Origin of the sequence: Polaribacter sp. (assembly GCF_049276715.1) — a bacterium.
Lineage (GTDB): Bacteria > Bacteroidota > Bacteroidia > Flavobacteriales > Flavobacteriaceae > Polaribacter.
This window is the reverse complement of record NZ_JBASWY010000041.1, coordinates 95,662-114,943: the sequence shown is the minus strand read 5'-3', so window position 1 is coordinate 114,943 and position 19,282 is coordinate 95,662. Positions and strand designations below refer to the sequence as shown.

Below are 19,282 nucleotides of genomic sequence, written 5' to 3'. Positions count from 1 at the left end.
TTATATTTAATGAGTTTTAAACTCTAAAAATCTGAATCGAAACTAATACTTCCTGTTCCACCAGATTTTACTCCAGCTTTTTGATATTCTGAAACTCTTTTCTCGAAGAAATTAGTTTTACCTTCTAAAGAAATCATTTCCATAAAATCGAAAGGATTTGTTGCATCATATGCTTTATCACAGCCAAATTCTTGCAACAATCTGTCTGTTACAAACTCTAAATACTGGGTCATTAACTTTGCATTCATACCAATTAAACTAACTGGTAATGACTCAGTTACAAACTCTCTTTCTATATTTAAAGCATCCACGATAATTTCTTTAATACGTTCTGGAGAAACTCTGTTTACAATATGGTTGTTGTGCAAATGAACTGCAAAATCTGCATGCATACCTTCATCTCTTGAAATTAGCTCGTTAGAAAAAGTTAAACCTGGCAATAAACCTCTTTTCTTTAACCAAAAAATTGAACAAAATGCACCTGAAAAGAAAATACCTTCTACTGCTGCAAAAGCAATTAAACGTTCTGCAAAAGAATCTGATTCTATCCATTTTAAAGCCCAATCTGCTTTTTTCTTAATGGCAGGAAAAACTTCAATTGCTCTGAATAATCTGTCTTTTTCAATTTCATCCTTTACATAGGTATCAATTAATAAGGAGTAGGTTTCTGAGTGAATATTCTCCATCATTATTTGGAATCCATAGAAAAATTTTGCTTCAGAATATTGTACTTCATTTACAAAATTTTCAGCTAGATTTTCATTTACAATTCCGTCTGAAGCTGCAAAGAATGCTAAAATATGTTTAATAAAATAACGCTCATCATCTGTTAATTTTGTGTTCCAATCAACAATGTCTGAATGCAAATCAATTTCTTCTGCCGTCCAAAAACAAGCCTGCTGTTTTTTATACCATTCCCATAAATCATTATGCTGAATTGGAAAAATCACGAAGCGATTATCATTTGGTTGTAAAATTGGTTCTTGTTTAGACATTACTTTTATATATTTTTGCGTTATTGAATGTTATTTAATCGTTAAAAACGACCTCTACAAAGATTGGTTTTTTTAATAAAAAAAGAAAGGCCTACTTATTCACAAAACCCCTGAAGTTTTTAACAAAAGTAAAAAAAATGATTTTTTTTAGGATTTTTAAAAAAATATAAAATATTGATTATTAAATACTTAAAATATCAAAACCTTTTAAAAGCCTAGTTTTACTGACATTCTTAGAACATTCTTTTTTATTGCAATTTTATTTATAAAATCATATTTAAAATTTAGACTTTTAAAAAAATAACATTAAACAAAATGATTTAAAAGAACAAATTGTAAAAATTGGTGGATATATGTTATATTTGTATCATTATTAACATTTATTATATTTAAAGTGAAAAACGGAACAGTAAAATTCTTCAACGAATCTAAAGGATTTGGATTTGTAGTTGAAGACGGATCAAAAACAGAGTATTTTGTGCACGTATCAGGTTTAATTGATGAAATTAGAGAAGGTGATGCAGTAGAATTTGACCTAAAGGAAGGTAGAAAAGGTTTAAACGCAGTAGACGTTAGAGTAATCTAATTACTATTTAGAATTTTTTTACATAAGGAACAAGTCGCTTAAAATATTTTAAGCGATTTTTTTTTGTGTTATTTTTGCAAAAAACTTTAATTCGGATGAAAAATAGGTTTCCTAAAATAGTTCAACTCTCCATTATATCTCTCTATTTAATATTTTTAGCAGGCTCTATTGTGAGAATGACAGGTTCTGGAATGGGTTGCCCAGATTGGCCTAAGTGTTTTGGCTATTATATTCCGCCAACTTCTGAAGAACAAATTACTTGGAAACCAAATTCTGAATATAAAAAAGGGTTTATAATAATAAAAGACGAAGTTTTATTTGTTGCTGAAAAAGATATAAAAACAGCTAACGAATTCAACAACAATAATTGGTCTAAATACACAAAACACGATTATAATAAATTTAATAAATACCACACTTGGACAGAATATATAAATAGACTTGTCTCAGTTTTAGCTGGCTTTGTATTTTTATTTTTAATTTATGCATCCGCCAAATTTTGGATAGAAAACAAAACAATAACGCTACTTTCTTTTGGGGCTTTCTTTTTAATGTTATTTGAAGCTTGGCTTGGTAAAACTGTTGTTGATTCCAATTTAACACCAGCAATAATCACCATTCATATGGTGGTTGGTTTAATTATTATTGCGATTTTACTAAAACTAAAATTCATTATTTCTGCTAAAAAAACATATAATTACAATTCGTTATTTAATAAACTATTAATTATTTCTGTAATTTTTTCATTGATACAAATTGCAATGGGCACACAAGTTCGTCAATTTATAGATGAACAAGTAAAACAATTAGGTTTTGAAAATAAGAATTACAGTTTAATGAATCCTAGTTTTAAATTTTACTTTCACAGATCTTTTACCATAGCAATTGTGTTGGTAAACTTCGGATTATTTTATATCAATCAGATAAAAGGCTTGGGTTACAAATTGGTAAATTGGATTGTTTTTCTAATTTTCTTAGAAACAATTACAGGTATTTTAATGTACTATGCAGAATTTCCAATTGGCACACAAGCCATCCATTTATTATCTGGTGCTATTTTATTTGGATTGCAGTTTTATTTGTGGTTGCAAAGTAGAAAGACAGTTCAGTAATCAGTAAACAAAAATAAGTGATGTGATTCTGAAACAAGTTCAGAATGACGAAGTATTAAATGATTTCAGTTTCTTTATCAACTTTTGAAAACTTTGAAAACTTTGAAACTTTGAAACTTTGAAACTTTGAAACTTAATTTACGGATGTGCATTTACCCAAACTTGTCCATCAGAAAAATGTTCTTTTTTCCAGATGGGAACTGTTTCTTTTAAAGTATCAATCGCAAATTCGCAAGCTAAAAAAGCTGCTTTTCTGTGTTTTGCAGATGCAGTTATAATTACTGGAATTTCGCCAATTTGTAAAATACCCTCTGCATGATGGATGGCAATTTTTTTAATATCAAATTTATCTAAAGCAAGATTTGCAATTTTTTGCATCTCTTTAATTGCCATAGGTTTGTAGGTAGAAAAATCTAGTTGTGTAACTTCTTTACCTTGAGTATCATTTCTTACAGTTCCTACAAATGCTGCAATTCCCCCACAAGAATCATCTTCTACAAAATGGTAACATTCTTGGAGATTTAGTTTTTCTGCGGTTATTTTTATCGAAGTTCTAATCATTAGTGCAAAAATAATAATTCAAAATGTATCTTTGTCTTTTAATTTTCTTTAATACAATAGAATGAAAAATACCTTTAGAATTGTAAGCTTTTTAGAAGGAATTTCTTACCTGCTTTTGTTATTTATTGCAACTCCAATTAAATATTTACAGGGAAACCCAGAATATGTAAAACTTTTAGGAATGCCTCATGGAATTCTATTTATGCTCTACATAGTTTTAGCAATTGTAATTCAAAAACAAATGAGTTGGAGCAACAAAACTCTTGGTATTGTTTTGCTTTGCTCTATTATTCCTTTTGGGACTTTTTATGTAGATAAAAAGTATTTACGCTAATTAACCTCCACTTACAGGAGGAATTATTGCTACAATATCATTTTCTTTTAAGATAAAATCATCTTCTGCATATTCTTCATTTACAGCTATTGCATAAGAATTTATGTTTTCTAATTTAGGAAACTTCTCTTTTAAAACAGTCTTAAACTTTTTGATAGATGTTTTTTCATCAACAATAATCTGAATTTCTGAAGCATTTATCAAGTCTGTTGTAATGCCAAAAAAAAGGGTTTTTATGTTCATTTTTTAACTATAAAATAGAAGTCTTTTTCTAATTCTTTTTTTAATCTTGCTGTACTTTTTCGCAACATAAATATAGGAATACCAAACATTAATAGTCCATGAAGTAAAATAAAAGGAATTATAAATACAGGTAGATTATCATCACTATTAAAAATAATTGAGGTAATTACAACAATATAAATGAGTATTAAGAAACCTAGAAAAAAATACATATTATTTTTAAAACTACTTATTTCTGTTTCTACAATTGTTGTGTTTTCTTTTTGATGAATTTTACCTGTGGCAATTGCCAAACCAGAACTTCTATCAAAAAATTTTCTTCTTTTTCTAATTTTAAAATCATTGATTCCTATTGAGCCTTTAAACTCTTTTTTGTTAGAAGAAAATACTTCAAAAAAACTAGAACCAAAACCTAAATTACTCTCTTCTGTGTGATCACTTAACTTTTTTAAGAATTCATTTCTATCTAGCTCAAGCTGAATTGTAAGAGCATCTATAATGCCAATTTTCTTTAAAATCTCTTTCATAATTATCTTTTTATAGAAAAATAATGGTGCTATTCTAATAAATTAAATCTGAATAAAAAACCTTCGTTTCTAACTCCTGCATGATACGATTTTACATAATCTATTCGCAAAAAGCGCCATTTACCAAAACCAATATTATCTAACCCAAAAGAATATTCTGTAAAAGGTTTTGTATCTGCCATAAAAAGAGTTTTTGCACCAGTTACTAAATGTAAATTTAATTTGTTTAATAGCGGTATTCTGCCTAAAAATGCTCCTTTAAAGTTATGTTCTACATGTGCTTCTGCATACTTATCATTTGTAAAAAATCTGTAATACTCTAGCAAACCAAAACTATTTAATTGATTATCTAAAGGAAAAACTAATTGGTTTCCATTGGCTTGTAAATAATCCATAAAAGCAATATTTTTGCTATTTACAAAAGCGCCTGCTCTCATATTATAGCGCAAATTACCATAGTTCCCTGCATTGATATCTTGCCTTAAACTTGCTATAAATACATCTGAATTTAGCTCTTTATTCGATGCTCCAAATTTTTTAACATATTCTATATTTAGTATCGGATATTTCTCATTGCCAATATTAAATTTTCTATCTGGATAAGATAAATATTTTTGACCAAAAACAAAAGTAGCACCCAAATTTAAAGTTGCTATGGAATGTTCTGTAAAAGCAGCATTTACAAAATCTGTTGGATCTAGAGGGTTGTTAGAGGTATAACCCCCATTATCACTTTTTGGTACAAATGAATAATCTGTGGTATTAAATAATGGTTTTCGGTTTGCATATTCTAAAGATGATGATACATAAATACCGTTTTTAATCTCTTCTGAATAACTAACCTTTGCAAATTCTTTGTCATAAATTTTCATGAAGTTGTAATTTTCTAACAAAGAACTAATAGTGTTATTGATTTTTAAAATGGGTTTTCGCTCGTTAAACTGCACTGTTACAACACCTAAAGATGCAGAAAATGTTGGTTTAGAAATATTATTCCATTTTTTATTAAAAAATAAAACCGGCCTTGCTCTATTGTCTGATAAACCATAATTTACAGAAACACCAATATTCCAAAATTTGCCTTTATCATCTAAACTTTTTAAATAGCTCACCCCTAAAGAAGTATTGAAACCTTGCACAGTATTAAAACTAAAGTTCGACAACAAGCCTTGGAAACTTAAAGACCATTTCTCATAAGAATTTCTATAATTATAACCCAATATTGGAGAAACAACGCTAAACTTATTTTGAATTTTATTTACAGAGTCTAAATACTTTTCAGATTTTCGAACCACTTTAATACTATCTTTAATTTGATAGTCTTTTACTTCTTCTAAAGTTAAAGGAACAGGTCTTAAACCATTCCAATACACACTGTCTTTTTCGGTTGCTTCTTTTTCGAAAGTTAAAACCTCGTTTGTAAATGTTTTTTCGTTAAAATTTGGCTTAAAATTGTAATTAGAATATGCCGATGAAAATCGACCATCTAATTTAAAACCAAAGACATTTACCTTAAAATCGATACTTTGACTAATTAAAACCCAAGCATCGTTTTCTTCTGAATAATTGTAATTCTGCTTTAGTTTTAAAACATCTACAACAGGTATATTAACTTGAGCACCAGTTACAGTAACATCTACACCATATAAAGCCCAATCATCTTCTACAATATATAAAGCCCCCTCAAAAACTCGATCGTTTTTACGCTTAGGAAGTACATTTATTTTATTGATGAGTCTTCCGTTTTTATCATAAAAAGTACCTTCTAATTTGTATCTATAATATGTGAATGCGTTTGTAGAAATAGGCGAAATTAAAAAATTACCAAACTCGACACTATTATCATAAAAATTAATATTTGCGTCTTCTGCCCTATTAAAACTGACACCATTATCTCTACCAGAGACTTTAGATGCAATAATATTTTCTTTAAATCTTTTTGGCTTTTTTTGAAATTTAATTTCAGAAACGGTTTCCGATAAATAAATAATACCACTTCTGGTAGAATCTAGACCTCCACCAAAATCTCCCATGGTTTGTCCTAAAAATTTTTCTGGAGCATCTTTAATTCTATACAAACCTCTTGAGTAAAATTTAGATGTATAATTTGCATATTTATCGGTGTTTTTTTCTCTATTATCAATTACATTTCTAATAATTTTATTGGCAGGATTGTCTTCTGAAGAAATTAATATTTCACTTAACACCACACTTTCTTCTTCTAAAACAATATTTAATTCAAAAGGGAAAGTATTTATAGTAATGTCTTTTTTCTCTGTTTTATAGCCTAAAAACTGATAAACAATTGTGTAATTTCCTTTTTTTGTGATGTCTAAAACATATTCTCCATTATCATTAGAAGTAGTTCCAGTAACAGTTTTATCTAAATAAATACTCACAAAAGAAAGAGGCTCTTTATTTACATCTGTAATTACACCTTTTATTTGAGCTATAGAAATTGATGAAATAAAGAGTAAAATTAGAAAGGTAATTTTTTTCATAGTTTGGTTTCATTTTACAATAGCAAACATAAAGTATCTGTTATAAGTTAATCTTTAAAATTTGTTAAAGATGATAAAATGTTTCTTAATTTTATATCCCCATTAAAATATTAAAAAATTATCCTCTTAGTGTATTTTTAAAATTTAAAATGAAAAGCAACCACACAAAATTAATAAAACAAGAAGCCAAACGTTTGGGTTTTTTAGATTGTGGAATTGCGAAAGCTACTTTTTTAGAAGAAGAAGCTCCTCGATTAGAAAATTGGTTAAAGAACAATTTTCATGGAGAAATGCAGTACATGGAAAATAATTTCGACAAACGTTTAGACCCACGTTTATTGGTAGATGGTGCAAAATCTGTTATTTCTCTTTCTTACAATTATTATCCAGAAAAACAGCAAAATAGCAATACTTATAAAATATCAAAATATGCCTATGGAGAAGATTATCATTTTGTGATTAAAGAAAAATTAAAGGAATTATTACAATTTATAAATGATGAAATTGGTGAAATTTCTGGTCGTTGTTTTGTAGATTCTGCACCAGTTCTAGAACGTGCCTGGGCAGAAAAAGCTGGTTTGGGTTGGAATGGAAAACACTCACTTTTAATTCAAAAACAACAAGGTTCGTTCTTTTTTTTGGCAGAATTGATTGTTGATTTAGAATTGGAATACAACCAACAAATCACCACCAATCATTGTGGTACGTGCACCAAATGCATTGATGCTTGCCCAACTGAAGCCATTTTACCAAACAATACAATTGATGCTAAAAAATGCATTTCTTATGCAACAATAGAGCTGAAAGATAGCATTCCATCAAACTTTAAAAACAGTATGGAAAATTGGATGTTTGGTTGCGATATTTGTCAAGATGTGTGTCCTTGGAATCGATTTTCAAAACCGCATCAAGAGCCTTTATTTCATCCAAATGAAGAAGTTTTGCAATTTTCGAAACAAGATTGGGAAGAAATAACAGAAGAAACGTTTAAAAAAATCTTTAAAAAATCAGCTGTAAAAAGAACAAAATTTGCGGGTTTACAAAGAAATATTCAGTTTTTAAAAGATTAGTTTCTGGTAGATGCTCTAATAACTAAATCTGTTTCTAAAACCACATCTTTGTAGCTAATAACTTTCTTTTCTTTTTTATCTTTTATTTCTTTATATAAAAGTTTAAAAGCCTTTTTACCCATTTCAAATCCAGGTTGATTTATAGTGGTCAAAGATGGAGAAATTACAGAAGCCATAAACCAGTTACTAAAACCAATTACTTTTATTTGTTCTGGTACTTTAATACCTAGTTTATTAAATTCTGATATGGCTCCAATAGCTACTAAATCTGTATTGATAAATATACCATCTACATCTGAATGATCTTTTAAAAGTTGATTGGCATAAAACTTCCCTTCTTCAAAACTCATATTATTTAAGAGATATACCAAAGAGGGATCATAAACTATATTGTTATCGGTTAAAGCTTGCTTGTAGCCTAAAAACCTATCTATTGAGTTTTGTGGTAATAACGGACCTCTAAAATGTGCAATTCTATTACAACCAATATCAATTAAATGTTTTGTGGCTTTGTAGGCTGCTTTTCTATCATCAATAATTACTTTAGAGCATTTTACCACTTTTGCTATTTTGTCAAACATAACTAAAGGGGTTTCTTGTTCAATTATTTCAGTTAAATGTTTATAATCTGCAGTGCCATTTGCTAATGAAATTAAAATACCATCTACCCTTTTACTTATTAATAAATCTATTTGTTTTTTTTCTAATTCATAAGATTCATTAGATTGTAATGTAATTACTAAATATCCTTTTTTTTCTGCCTGTGAAATTATCCCCTTAATAACACTCGAAAAAAAATGATGCACGATCTCTGGAATAATTAAACCAATTGTTTTTGATTCTTTTGTTCTTAAATTTACAGCAAAAGAGTTCGGCTTATAATTTAACATAGCTGCTGTTTCTCTAACTAATTTTCTGGTTTTTTTACTAACATCTGGGTATTCTTTTAAGGCTTTAGATACTGTTGTTATAGAGATACCCAATTCTTCTGCTATTTGTTTAAGTGTAACCAAAATATTATATTTTTATAAAAATTAAACGTTGCTTTTTTACCTGATAAATATAGTTAATTATCTTTATCGAAAACGTTTTTGGTAAATCGAAAACGTTTTCGATTTATTTATTTAATAAATAAAAGTTAAATAAAAATACATTTGATAAATAAACAATTAACTTTTTATTAAATTCATACTTAAAATGAAAAAACAATTAAACTTTAAAAATTTGCTTTTGATGATAATGATACTATCATCATCAGCTTTTGTTGCCCAGTCAACAATTTCTGGTACTGTTAAAGATAATAGTGGTAATTTAATACCTGGTGTAAATATCCTACTAAAAGGAACGACTAAAGGAGCTAATACAGATTTTGATGGGAACTACGAAATTACAAATGTTGCCAATGACACCTACACAATTGTAGCCTCTTATATTGGTTATGATAATTTTACCAAAGAAATTACCGTTAATGGAAATCTAAAATTAGATATTATCATTAAAGAAAACGCACAATCTTTAGATGAAATAATTGTAACAGGAGTTGTAAACCCAAAATCTAAGATAGAATCTAGTGTTTCTGTTTCTACTGTTGGTATTAAACAAATAGAACAAGCATCACCAAGATCTGCTGGTGAACTTTTTAGAAGTATACCCGGTATTCGTGCAGAATCTTCAGGTGGTGAGGGTAATGCAAACTTTAACGTTCGTGGTGTGCCAGTTTCTTCTGGTGGTTCTAGATATTTACAATTACAAGAAGATGGACTTCCTATAATGTTATTTGGAGATACCTCTTTTGGTAATGCAGATAACTTTTTACGTATAGATTCTAATATTGGAAGAGTTGAAGCTATTAGAGGAGGTTCTGCTTCTACACAAACATCTAATGGTCCTGCAGGTATCATTAATATGATTAGCAAAACAGGAAAAACAGAAGGAGGTACTATTGGTGCAACTTATGGTTTAGATTTTCAAAATAGTAGATTAGATTTTGAATATGGAACTTCTATCAACGACGGATTATATTATCATATTGGTGGTTTTATGAGAGTTGGTGAAGGTCCAAGAAATATAGGTTACCAAGGTAATAAAGGTGGACAATTAAAAGCAAACATTACTAAAGAATTTAAAAATGGTTATGTACGTACATATTTTAAATTTTTAAATGATAAATCTGTAATGTATATGCCAATGCCAGTAAGTTTAACGGGTTCTAACTCTAATCCTACTTTTGGCAATTTACCTGGTTTTGATATTACTTCAGACACTCCTCATTCTGTAAATATTCAAAATACATATAGTGTTTATGATGGGAATCCTACTCAAAATGATATGAGAAATGGTAATAACCCTGTAAGTGCTTCAGTTGGTGCAGAGTTTTCTTTTGATTTAGGTGATGATTGGAAAGTAAATGGTAAAGCAAGATACTCTAACAATTCTGGTCAATGGAACGCTCCCTTTACTGCAAATGTTGGTACTGTAGCAGATATCGAAGCTTTAGTTAGAGGAGCTTCTGGAGCAACAGGTGCTTTAACTTTTCAAGATGGTACACCTTTTAACCCAGCTAACGGATTAGCACAAGATATTAGATATTTTGATGTAACTATTGAAGATTTAAGCAACTTTTTTAGTGATATAAAAGTTACAAAATCACTTAATGACAATATAGGGCTTACTGTTGGGATGTTCTCTGCAACACAAAACACTAAAATAGGATGGCAATGGAGTTCTGCAATTTCTGAAGTTGCAGGTGATGGAAAAGCTAGATTAGGTATTTTTGATGGATTTTCTCAAGGAGGAGCTTACTCATTTGGTCAGCCAGTTTGGGGTAACTGTTGTCAAAGAAAATATAACACTGTACATAATGTAAATTCTCCTTATGTAGGTGTAGATGCAGAAATTTCTGAAAAATTAAATTTTGATGGTAGTATTCGTTTTGAAAACGTAAATGTTAACGGAACCATAAACTCAGGTCAATTAAGTAATTTAGATGCAAATGGAGATTTAATTGGTTTTGATTACAACAGTGATGGTGTAATTAGCCCTTTTGAAGAAACAATACCTACTATAGCTGGTAATCCAGGACAAGCAATAAGCGATAATTATAATTTTGTTTCTTATTCTGCTGGTTTAAACTATAAACTTAATGATGGAGCTGCTGTTTTTGGTAGATATAGTAAAGGAGCTTCTGGTAGAGCTGCAGATAGAAACACCTATGGTGCAGATGGTCTTGGGGATGTACAGTTTGATGAGATTTCTCAATTTGAAGTCGGTTTAAAAAAGAGACTTACTGATGGTGTTTTAAATGTTACAGGTTTTATAAGTAATACAGATGAAGGCATTAGTAACGAGTTAAACAGAACTGTAGGAAATCCTTTTAAAGCTTTAGGTTTAGAGGTAGAATCTGCTTATAGATTTGGAGATTTTAGCATTAATGGTTCTGTTACCTATACAAAAGCAGAAATTGATGGTGGAGCAAACAAAGGAAACAAACCAAGAAGACAAGCAGACTTTGTTTACAATTTTGCACCAACATATTCTTTTGGAGCAGAAAAACAACATCTTTTCGGAATCACAGTTTTAGGTACATCTAAATCTTTTGCACAAGATGACAATGACCTTGTAATGCCAGGTTATGCTTATGTAAACGCAATGGCAAGAGTTAGCTTAACTAAAGGATTATCTTTAAGTGTTAATGCTAATAATTTATTCGATACGATTGGTGTTACAGAAGTAGAAGGAAATGGAAATTTAGCAGGTGGTTTAGCTGCAGCAAGAACAATTTCTGGACGTTCTACAACAATGACTTTACAATATAGTTTTTAAGAGTAGTTTGTTATTATTTGATTTGAATTAAAAGTGGAGCCAATGATAAATATATTGGCTCTACTTTTTAAAAACAAAACAATCATCAAATTCTAAAATTATTTTAAAGTGAAACATTTCATAATTATTGTTCTTTTATTTACATCACTTCAAAGCAATGCACAAGAAGTTTTTCATCAAAATAAAGAATCAAAAAAACAAAAAATGATTGTGTATGGTAGCGATAGTTGCCATAGTTGTTTAGACACAAAAGCTTTTTTGAAAGAAAAAAAGGTTAAATTCACGTATTACGATATTGATATAAATAAAGCAAAGGAACAAGAAATGTTATTAAAACTTCAAAAAAACAATATTTCTATTCATACTTTAAGCTTACCAGTAGTAGATAATAAAGGGGATGTTTTTTTAAACAAAGGTAACTTGCAAGAGTTTCTAAAAGTATTAGCTAAAAAAATAGAAAAAGATGAAAATTAAAAAACCTACGCTAAGTTTCTGGCAAATATTTAATATGAATGTAGGATTCTTAGGAATCCAATTCAGTTTTGGCTTACAACAAACCGCTGTTAATCCCATATTTTCTTTTTTAGGTGCTAGTCATGAAGATTTACCTTTATTAAACCTTGCTGGCCCTGTTACAGGTTTAATTATTCAACCTATAATTGGTGCAATTTCAGACAAAACATGGTCTCCACGTTGGGGAAGAAGAAAACCATTTTTTTTAATTGGTGCTTTAATAGGTAGTTTGTGTTTATTCGCTTTTCCTTACAGTCCATCTTTATGGTTTGCAGTAGGTTTACTTTGGATTTTAGATGTTGGTAACAATATGGCTATGGAGCCTTATCGTGCTTTTGTAGGTGATAAATTACCAAACAAACAATTAAGTTTTGGCTATCAAATGCAAAGTTTATTTGTAGGTGCAGGTATTGTGTTGGCAAACGCATCTATTTTTATTTTTCAAGATCAATTTGGTGGTGTAGAAAATGTAGATGAAACTGTAAAAGCAATACCAAAATGGCTGTATTACTCCTTTTTTATAGGAGCAATACTATCTGTTGCAACCATACTTTGGTCGGTTTTAAAAACACCAGAAATACCGCCTTCAGTAGAAGAGTTAAAAGCAATAGAACATCACAATAAATTATCTTTTATAGATAGAGTAAAAACCCCTTTTAAAGAAATTGTAAGTGCAATAAAAGACATGCCAAAATTTATGTGGAAGTTAGCTGGAGTTTATCTTTTTCAATGGTATGCCCTATTTATTTACTGGCAATTTATCTCGCCAATGTTTGAGGAGTGTATGGGCTTTAACAAGTCAGAAGCATTGAGTCAAGCTGCAAAAATGAATACAACTTACAATATTTCTACTATTGTTTTTGCACTGGCACTAGTTCCTTTTGCATTAAAATGGGGAGGAAAAAAAGTATATGTACTTAGTTTATTTTTAACAGGTATTGCTATGCTTAGTATTCCAAACATACAAGACCCAACTTTGGTTATTTTACCAATGATTTTATTTGGTATTGGTTGGGCAGCAATGATGGGTATTCCATATTCTATGGTATCTAAAATAGTACCTCAAGAAAGACGTGGTGTGTATATGGGTATTTTAAATATGATGATTGTAATTCCAATGGGGATTCAAACATTAACTTTTGGGCCGATTGTAAAAAACCTTTTGAATAATAGTGCAATAAATGCCATTTTACTAGGAGGTGCCTTTTTTATAATTTCTGGTTTTTTAGCACTTAGACTCAAAGAACCAAAATCAATTACAGAATAAACTTAAGATTCTATTTATATAAAAAATAGATAAAAAGATCAAAAATTAATTTTGAAGAACAGTAATAAAAACATAGATATTTTATGTGTGGGAGAAGTTTTAGTAGACTTTATAGGCCACCAAAACAATGTGCTAATAAACGAAACTAGAGACTACCACAGATATTTAGGTGGTTCGTCAGCAAACGTAGCTATGAACTGTAAAAGATTGGGCTTATCCTCTACTTTAGTTTCCACTGTTGGTAATGACGGCTTTGGAGAATACATTTTTAAAAGACTAAATGAAGTAAAAGTAAACACAAAGCACTTAAAGAAATCTGAAAATAATTCTACGAGCGTTATTTTTGTATCTCGTTCTAATGGCACACCAGATTTTATGCCTTACAGAAATGCAGATTATCACATTTCAGAAGATCAAATTACTACTGAAATGTTATCTCAAACAAAAATTTTTCATACAACTTGTTTCGCGCTAAGTAAAAATCCTGCACAAACAACTATTCTTAAAAAAGCTGAAGAAGCTCACAAAAAAGGATGCAAATTAAGTATCGATGTCAATTACGCTAAAGAACTCTGGGAAACTAAAGAACAAGCTTTACAAGTAATTAAAAATTATTGTCAATTCAATCCATTAATAAAAATTAGTGAAGATGATATGTTGCGTCTTTTTGAAAAACAACTTCCACATAAAGAAATTTTTGAGTTCTTTCACAATTTAGGCGTAGAAACTGTTTGCTTAACACTAGGAAGTGAAGGGGTAAAACTTTCTCAAAAAGGGAAAGACATTATTCAATTACCCGCTATAAAAATAGAAAAGGTAATGGATACAACAGGCGCTGGAGATGCTTTTTGGTCTGGCTTTTTATTTGCCTACATAAAAGAAAAATCTATTGAAGAGTGTTTGCAAATTGCTTTAAAATTAGCTGCTTTAAAACTACAAAACGTAGGTAGATTACCTAACAATATCAATATTTTATCAAAACTTTTATAAGTTTTACTTAAAAACACCTTTTTTATGTCATCAGAAAAAAATACTACTATTTCTAATGGTGTTATGCTAAATGCATATCCAGATAGTATTGGAACAAATTTAAGTGACACTATTAAAATGCTTCAAAAAAAAGATTTTAAAGATGTGTTTTCTTTGTTTTATGTGTTACCTACTTTCTTTAATAGCGATTTAGATAGAGGTTTTTCTATTATTGATTATAACATAAACGAAGAGTTAGTTTCTAAAGACGATTTGAAAGCATTAAAAGAATTGAAAATTGATTTAAAATTTGACATTGTTTTAAATCATCTTTCTGTAGCTTCTCCTCAGTTTAAAGACATTTTAAAAAACGGTGAAAAATCAAAATACAAAGATTTTTTTATCAACTGGAATAGCTTTTGGAAAAATAATGGCGAATTAAACAAAGACGGAATTATAATTCCTAAAGAAGAATTTCTCAATAAATTATTTATGAGAAAATCTGGCTTACCAATTTTAAAGGTTCCATTTCCAGACGGAACTGAACAACCATATTGGAATACTTTTTATCAAGAAATAAATTTTGAAAAAGTTATTCTAGATGATTTAGATGCATTACAGAATTTATCTATCATAGAAAAAGAAGAAATTTGTATCACAATTAATGAAGCAATCGAAAGAAAAAAAGATATTTCAATTTTAGATTTTGATGAACCGCTAAAAACTGAACTTTTAAAAATCGTAAATTCAAAAAAAACATTTTTAGGTCAGATGGATGTAAATGCAAAATCAAATTTGGTTTGGAATTTTTACGAAGAAACTTTGGCAAAAGTAAAAAGCTTTGGATGTTCTATATTAAGGTTAGATGCTTTTGCTTATTTGCACAAAGAAGTTGGGCAATCTAACTTTTTTAACAAACCAGGTACTTGGACCTACTTAGAAAAAATAAAACAAATTGCTGATAAAAATAACTTAACGCTTTTACCAGAAATTCATGCTGAATATGGTTTGCATCTTCATGATGAAGTTGCCAAAGAAGGCTATCAAATTTATGATTTTTTCCTACCAGGATTAATGATTCACACTTTAGAAAAAGGAAATAATAAAGCTATTCTAAACTGGGCAAAAGAAATTATTGCAAAAGGTTATAAGACTGTAAATATGTTGGGTTGCCATGATGGAATTCCGGTTTTAGACTTAAAAGGGAAAGAAGTTAATGGTGCTTACAATAAAGGTTTATTGGAAGATTCAGAAATAGAATCTATTATGAATACTATTATAGAACGTGGTGGAAGAGTTAAAAATTTATATGACCCTGCAGGAAATAAAATTTCATACTATCAAGTAAATGCTACATTTTTTAGCGCTTTAGGTGAAAATGATCAAAAATTATTATTAGCAAGAGCCATTCAATTATTTATGCCTGGAATTCCTCAAGTTTGGTATTTAGATTTATTTGCAGGTAAAAATAATTACGAAGCTGCAAATAAAGGTGGCACAGGTGCTCATAAAGAAATCAATAGAACTGCCCTATCATCAAAAGATATTGAAGATGGTTTAAAAACAGACATTGTTTTAAATCAACTTGAATTAATGCGATTGAGAAATACTTTGGAAGCGTTTAATGGTAAAATTATTTTTAATGAATCTCCAGAAACTGAAATGCGAATTACTTGGAAACTCAACAATTCTTTTGCTGAATTAAAAGCGAATCTTAAAACGTATTCTTTTTCTGTTCTTTATTCAGATAAAGGAGAAAAAAAATCTTTAATTTTTTAAATAAACACTTATTCAAAAAAATCAAAAAAGCAATTTAAAAGATTTAAAAATTCTTACGCTCTTTCATTGAAAAGCATATATTTGTATCCCTAAATATAAGCAAACAACTATTTTATGAGCGATTCTAGAAAAAGACATGAAGCATTATTGTATCATGCCAAACCAAGACCAGGAAAAATAGCAGTTGTCCCTACCAAAAAATATGCTACACAACACGATTTAGCTTTAGCATACTCTCCAGGAGTTGCAGAGCCTTGCCTAGAAATTGCAAAAAATAAAGAGAACGTTTATAAATATACATCTAAAGGAAATTTAGTTGCTGTAATTTCTAACGGAACTGCAGTTTTAGGTTTGGGAGATATTGGTCCTGAAGCCTCAAAACCAGTGATGGAAGGAAAAGGATTACTCTTTAAAATTTTTGCAGATATCGATGTTTTTGACATCGAAATTAATGAAACAGATCCAGAAAAATTTATTCAAGTAGTGAAAGCAATTTCACCCACTTTTGGCGGAATTAATTTAGAAGACATAAAAGCTCCAGAAGCTTTCGAAATAGAAAGACGATTAAAAGAGGAGTTAGACATTCCTGTAATGCATGATGACCAACATGGAACTGCTATAATCTCTGCTGCTGCTCTAAAAAATGCTATCGAAATTACAGAAAAAGATATTTCTAAAGTAAAAATAGTAGTTAATGGTGCAGGTGCTGCAGCAATTTCTTGTACTCGTTTGTATTTAAAATTAGGTGCAGAAAGAGACAATATTGTAATGTGCGATAGCAAAGGGGTTATTAGAAAAGACAGAGAGTTTTTAACATCAGAAAAAGCAGAATTTGCAACCTCTAAAAACATATACACGTTAGAAGAAGCGATGCAAAATGCAGATGTTTTTATTGGCTTATCTATGGGGAATGTAGTTTCTCCAGAAATGCTGTTATCGATGGCAAAAGAGCCAATTGTTTTTGCAATGGCAAACCCAGTTCCTGAAATAAATTACGATTTAGCAATTGCTACAAGAGATGATTTAGTGATGGCTACAGGAAGATCAGATCATCCTAATCAAGTAAACAATGTGCTTGGTTTTCCATTTATTTTTAGAGGTGCTCTAGATGTTAGAGCTACAAAAATAAATGAAGAAATGAAAATGGCAGCTGTGCATGCATTAGCAGATTTAGCTAAAAAATCAGTGCCAGAACAAGTAAATATTGTGTATGATGAAGTTAGTTTAACTTTTGGAAAAGAATACATAATTCCTAAACCTTTCGATCCAAGATTAATTTACGAAATTCCTCCAGCAATTGCAAAGGCTGCTATGGATTCTGGAGTTGCACTACAACCAATTTCTGATTGGGAAGCCTACAGAGAAGAATTAATGGAACGTTCTGGTTCTGGAAGTAAAGAAATTAGACTAATTCACAATAGAGCAAAAAGCAACTTAAAACGCATTGTTTTTGCAGAAGCAGATCATTTAGATGTTTTAAAAGCTGCCCAAAGAGTGCATGAAGAAAGATTAGGAATACCTATTTTATTAGGTAGAAAAGAAGTAATTCTAGAACTAAAAGAAGAAATTGGTTTTACAGATGATGTGCCAATTTTTGATCCAAAAACAGACGAAGAAGAAGAACGAAGAAATAGATTTGGAGAAGCCTATTGGATTAGAAGACGTAGAAAAGGAAGAACTTTATCAGAAGCAAAAAAATTAATGCGAGAACGTAATTATTTTGCTGCAATGATGGTGAACGAAAATGAAGCAGATGCATTAATTACAGGTTATTCAAGACCTTACCCAAGTGTAGTGAGACCAATTTTAGAGTTGATAGAAAAAGATAAAGGAATTTCTAAAGTTGCTGCTTGTAATTTAATGTTAACCAAACAAGGCCCAATTTTTCTTGCAGATACTACAATAAACATCAATCCAACTGCGAAAGATTTGGTTAAAATATGTCAAATGACCTCTAATATGGTTAGAATGTTTGGTATGAAACCAAATGTTGCTATGCTATCTTTTTCCAATTTTTCTTCTACCAACACAGAATCTTCTCAAAAAATTAGAGAGGCTGTTGCTTACATTCATCGTAATTTTCCGAATGCAATTGTAGATGGAGAAATACAAGCAGATTTTGCATTAAATCCAGAAATGCTAGCAAAAGAATTTCCATTTTCTAAATTAAACGGAAAAAAAGTAAATGTTTTAATTTTTCCAAATTTAGAATCTGCAAATATTACCTACAAATTATTAAAACAATTAGACAAAGCAGAATCTATTGGTCCTGTAATTTTAGGATTAAGCAAAGCAGTGCATGTTTTACAACTAGGAGCAAGCGTGGATGAAATGGTAAATATGGCTGCTTTAGCAGCTGTTGATGCACAACAGAGAGAAAAGAATAAAAATTCACTACTTTAGAGCCGAGAAAAAGTTTTATGATAACACAAGTTAGGGGAAGATTAGTAGAGAAAAATCCGACAGAAGTTGTAGTAGATTGCAATGGTGTTGGCTATTTACTGCATATTTCTTTAAACACCTTCAGTGCTTTGCCTTCGGATGAAAATGTAGTTTTATACACACATTTATCTATCAGAGAAGATGCACATACTTTATTTGGATTCATCACAAAAACAGAAAGAGAAGTTTTTAAATTATTAATTTCAGTTTCTGGTGTTGGGCCAAGTATTGCAAGAACCATGTGTTCTTCTATGACCTCTGAAGAAATACAGAATGCAATTGCATCAGAAAATGTAGCTGTAATACAATCTGTAAAAGGTATTGGTGCTAAAACTGCGCAAAGAGTAATTGTAGATTTAAAAGATAAGATTTTAAAAACCTTTAATATTGATGAAGTTTCTTTTACCAGAAACAATACTAATAAAGATGAAGCGTTATCTGCTTTAGAAGTTTTAGGCTTTCAAAGAAAACAATCAGAAAAAATTGTAAACGCTATTTTAAGGGAGAATGCAGATGCTTCTGTAGAAAAAATTATTAAATTAGCTTTAAAAAACTTATAAT

At 29.7% G+C, this 19,282-nt stretch carries 17 protein-coding genes; 11 read left to right on the top strand and 6 right to left on the bottom strand.

Annotation, left to right across the window (positions count from 1 at the left end; translation table 11 throughout):
• Positions 1–23: 23 nt before the first annotated feature.
• Complete coding sequence (locus tag WAO74_RS10330; protein WP_422161856.1) at positions 24–995, bottom strand: ribonucleotide-diphosphate reductase subunit beta; 972 nt, start codon at positions 993–995, stop codon at positions 24–26.
• Between the two features lie 394 nt (positions 996–1,389).
• Between WAO74_RS10330 and WAO74_RS10325 the strand changes: the two genes are divergently transcribed.
• A complete protein-coding gene (locus tag WAO74_RS10325; protein ID WP_422161854.1) occupies positions 1,390–1,581 on the top strand; it encodes a cold-shock protein in 192 nt (63 codons plus the stop codon).
• Positions 1,582–1,676: 95 nt separating this feature from the next.
• Positions 1,677–2,693: a COX15/CtaA family protein gene (locus WAO74_RS10320; protein ID WP_422161852.1), complete on the top strand. Its 1,017-nt coding sequence runs from the start codon at positions 1,677–1,679 to the stop codon at positions 2,691–2,693.
• Positions 2,694–2,831: 138 nt separating this feature from the next.
• On the opposite strand, the gene WAO74_RS10315 is transcribed toward WAO74_RS10320, so the two are convergent.
• A complete protein-coding gene (locus WAO74_RS10315) occupies positions 2,832–3,254 on the bottom strand; it encodes a molybdenum cofactor biosynthesis protein MoaE (protein WP_422161850.1) in 423 nt (140 codons plus the stop codon).
• A gap of 61 nt (positions 3,255–3,315) precedes the next feature.
• On the opposite strand from WAO74_RS10315, the gene WAO74_RS10310 reads away from it, so the two are divergent.
• A complete protein-coding gene (locus WAO74_RS10310; RefSeq protein WP_422161848.1) occupies positions 3,316–3,588 on the top strand; it encodes a DUF3817 domain-containing protein in 273 nt (90 codons plus the stop codon).
• On the opposite strand, the gene WAO74_RS10305 is transcribed toward WAO74_RS10310, so the two are convergent.
• Genes WAO74_RS10305 through WAO74_RS10295 form a run of 3 tightly spaced genes read right to left on the bottom strand, consistent with a single transcriptional unit; the run spans position 3,589 to position 6,859 of the window.
• Positions 3,589–3,831, bottom strand: a complete 243-nt coding sequence (locus tag WAO74_RS10305) for a MoaD/ThiS family protein (protein ID WP_422161846.1) — start codon at positions 3,829–3,831, stop codon at positions 3,589–3,591.
• Entirely contained in the window at positions 3,828–4,358 is a 531-nt protein-coding gene (locus tag WAO74_RS10300; RefSeq protein ID WP_422161844.1) for a hypothetical protein, read from the bottom strand. Before WAO74_RS10300 ends, WAO74_RS10305 begins: the two co-directional genes overlap by 4 nt.
• A gap of 29 nt (positions 4,359–4,387) precedes the next feature.
• Positions 4,388–6,859, bottom strand: a complete 2,472-nt coding sequence (locus WAO74_RS10295) for a DUF5686 and carboxypeptidase regulatory-like domain-containing protein (protein ID WP_422161842.1) — start codon at positions 6,857–6,859, stop codon at positions 4,388–4,390.
• 149 nt (positions 6,860–7,008) lie between these two features.
• On the opposite strand from WAO74_RS10295, the gene queG reads away from it, so the two are divergent.
• The gene (gene queG, locus WAO74_RS10290) at positions 7,009–7,929 is read left to right on the top strand and encodes a tRNA epoxyqueuosine(34) reductase QueG (protein ID WP_422161839.1); all 921 of its coding nucleotides are present in this window, start codon (positions 7,009–7,011) and stop codon (positions 7,927–7,929) included.
• Here the strand turns inward: queG and WAO74_RS10285 are convergent.
• Entirely contained in the window at positions 7,926–8,945 is a 1,020-nt protein-coding gene (locus tag WAO74_RS10285) for a LacI family DNA-binding transcriptional regulator (protein WP_422162045.1), read from the bottom strand. The genes queG and WAO74_RS10285 overlap by 4 nt on opposite strands.
• 181 nt (positions 8,946–9,126) lie before the next feature.
• On the opposite strand from WAO74_RS10285, the gene WAO74_RS10280 reads away from it, so the two are divergent.
• From WAO74_RS10280 to ruvA, 7 genes are all read left to right on the top strand, one after another.
• Positions 9,127–11,751: a TonB-dependent receptor domain-containing protein gene (locus WAO74_RS10280; protein WP_422161837.1), complete on the top strand. Its 2,625-nt coding sequence runs from the start codon at positions 9,127–9,129 to the stop codon at positions 11,749–11,751.
• A 108-nt stretch (positions 11,752–11,859) separates the two neighbouring features.
• A complete protein-coding gene (locus tag WAO74_RS10275) occupies positions 11,860–12,225 on the top strand; it encodes a glutaredoxin family protein (RefSeq protein ID WP_422161835.1) in 366 nt (121 codons plus the stop codon).
• A complete protein-coding gene (locus tag WAO74_RS10270) occupies positions 12,215–13,531 on the top strand; it encodes an MFS transporter (RefSeq protein ID WP_422161833.1) in 1,317 nt (438 codons plus the stop codon). Before WAO74_RS10275 ends, WAO74_RS10270 begins: the two co-directional genes overlap by 11 nt.
• A 51-nt stretch (positions 13,532–13,582) precedes the next feature.
• A complete protein-coding gene (locus WAO74_RS10265; RefSeq protein WP_422161831.1) occupies positions 13,583–14,521 on the top strand; it encodes a carbohydrate kinase family protein in 939 nt (312 codons plus the stop codon).
• Between the two features lie 24 nt (positions 14,522–14,545).
• Positions 14,546–16,279: an alpha-amylase family glycosyl hydrolase gene (locus WAO74_RS10260; RefSeq protein WP_422161829.1), complete on the top strand. Its 1,734-nt coding sequence runs from the start codon at positions 14,546–14,548 to the stop codon at positions 16,277–16,279.
• Positions 16,280–16,393: 114 nt separating this feature from the next.
• On the top strand, positions 16,394–18,682 hold the full coding sequence (locus WAO74_RS10255; protein WP_422161827.1) for an NADP-dependent malic enzyme: 2,289 nt from the start codon (positions 16,394–16,396) through the stop codon (positions 18,680–18,682).
• Positions 18,683–18,699: 17 nt separating this feature from the next.
• Entirely contained in the window at positions 18,700–19,281 is a 582-nt protein-coding gene (gene ruvA, locus WAO74_RS10250) for a Holliday junction branch migration protein RuvA (protein ID WP_422161825.1), read from the top strand.
• Position 19,282 lies beyond the last annotated feature (1 nt).

Bases quoted from the DNA above. Each gene is read 5' to 3' on its own strand.
- WAO74_RS10330 (WP_422161856.1), bottom strand. From the start codon at position 995: ATGTCTAAACAAGAACCAATTTTACAACCAAATGATAATCGCTTCGTG.
- WAO74_RS10320 (WP_422161852.1), top strand. From the start codon at position 1,677: ATGAAAAATAGGTTTCCTAAAATAGTTCAACTCTCCATTATATCTCTC.
- WAO74_RS10315 (WP_422161850.1), bottom strand. From the start codon at position 3,254: ATGATTAGAACTTCGATAAAAATAACCGCAGAAAAACTAAATCTCCAA.
- WAO74_RS10310 (WP_422161848.1), top strand. From the start codon at position 3,316: ATGAAAAATACCTTTAGAATTGTAAGCTTTTTAGAAGGAATTTCTTAC.
- WAO74_RS10305 (WP_422161846.1), bottom strand. From the start codon at position 3,831: ATGAACATAAAAACCCTTTTTTTTGGCATTACAACAGACTTGATAAAT.
- WAO74_RS10300 (WP_422161844.1), bottom strand. From the start codon at position 4,358: ATGAAAGAGATTTTAAAGAAAATTGGCATTATAGATGCTCTTACAATT.
- WAO74_RS10295 (WP_422161842.1), bottom strand. From the start codon at position 6,859: ATGAAAAAAATTACCTTTCTAATTTTACTCTTTATTTCATCAATTTCT.
- queG (WP_422161839.1), top strand. From the start codon at position 7,009: ATGAAAAGCAACCACACAAAATTAATAAAACAAGAAGCCAAACGTTTG.
- WAO74_RS10280 (WP_422161837.1), top strand. From the start codon at position 9,127: ATGAAAAAACAATTAAACTTTAAAAATTTGCTTTTGATGATAATGATA.
- WAO74_RS10270 (WP_422161833.1), top strand. From the start codon at position 12,215: ATGAAAATTAAAAAACCTACGCTAAGTTTCTGGCAAATATTTAATATG.
- WAO74_RS10260 (WP_422161829.1), top strand. From the start codon at position 14,546: ATGTCATCAGAAAAAAATACTACTATTTCTAATGGTGTTATGCTAAAT.
- WAO74_RS10255 (WP_422161827.1), top strand. From the start codon at position 16,394: ATGAGCGATTCTAGAAAAAGACATGAAGCATTATTGTATCATGCCAAA.
- ruvA (WP_422161825.1), top strand. From the start codon at position 18,700: ATGATAACACAAGTTAGGGGAAGATTAGTAGAGAAAAATCCGACAGAA.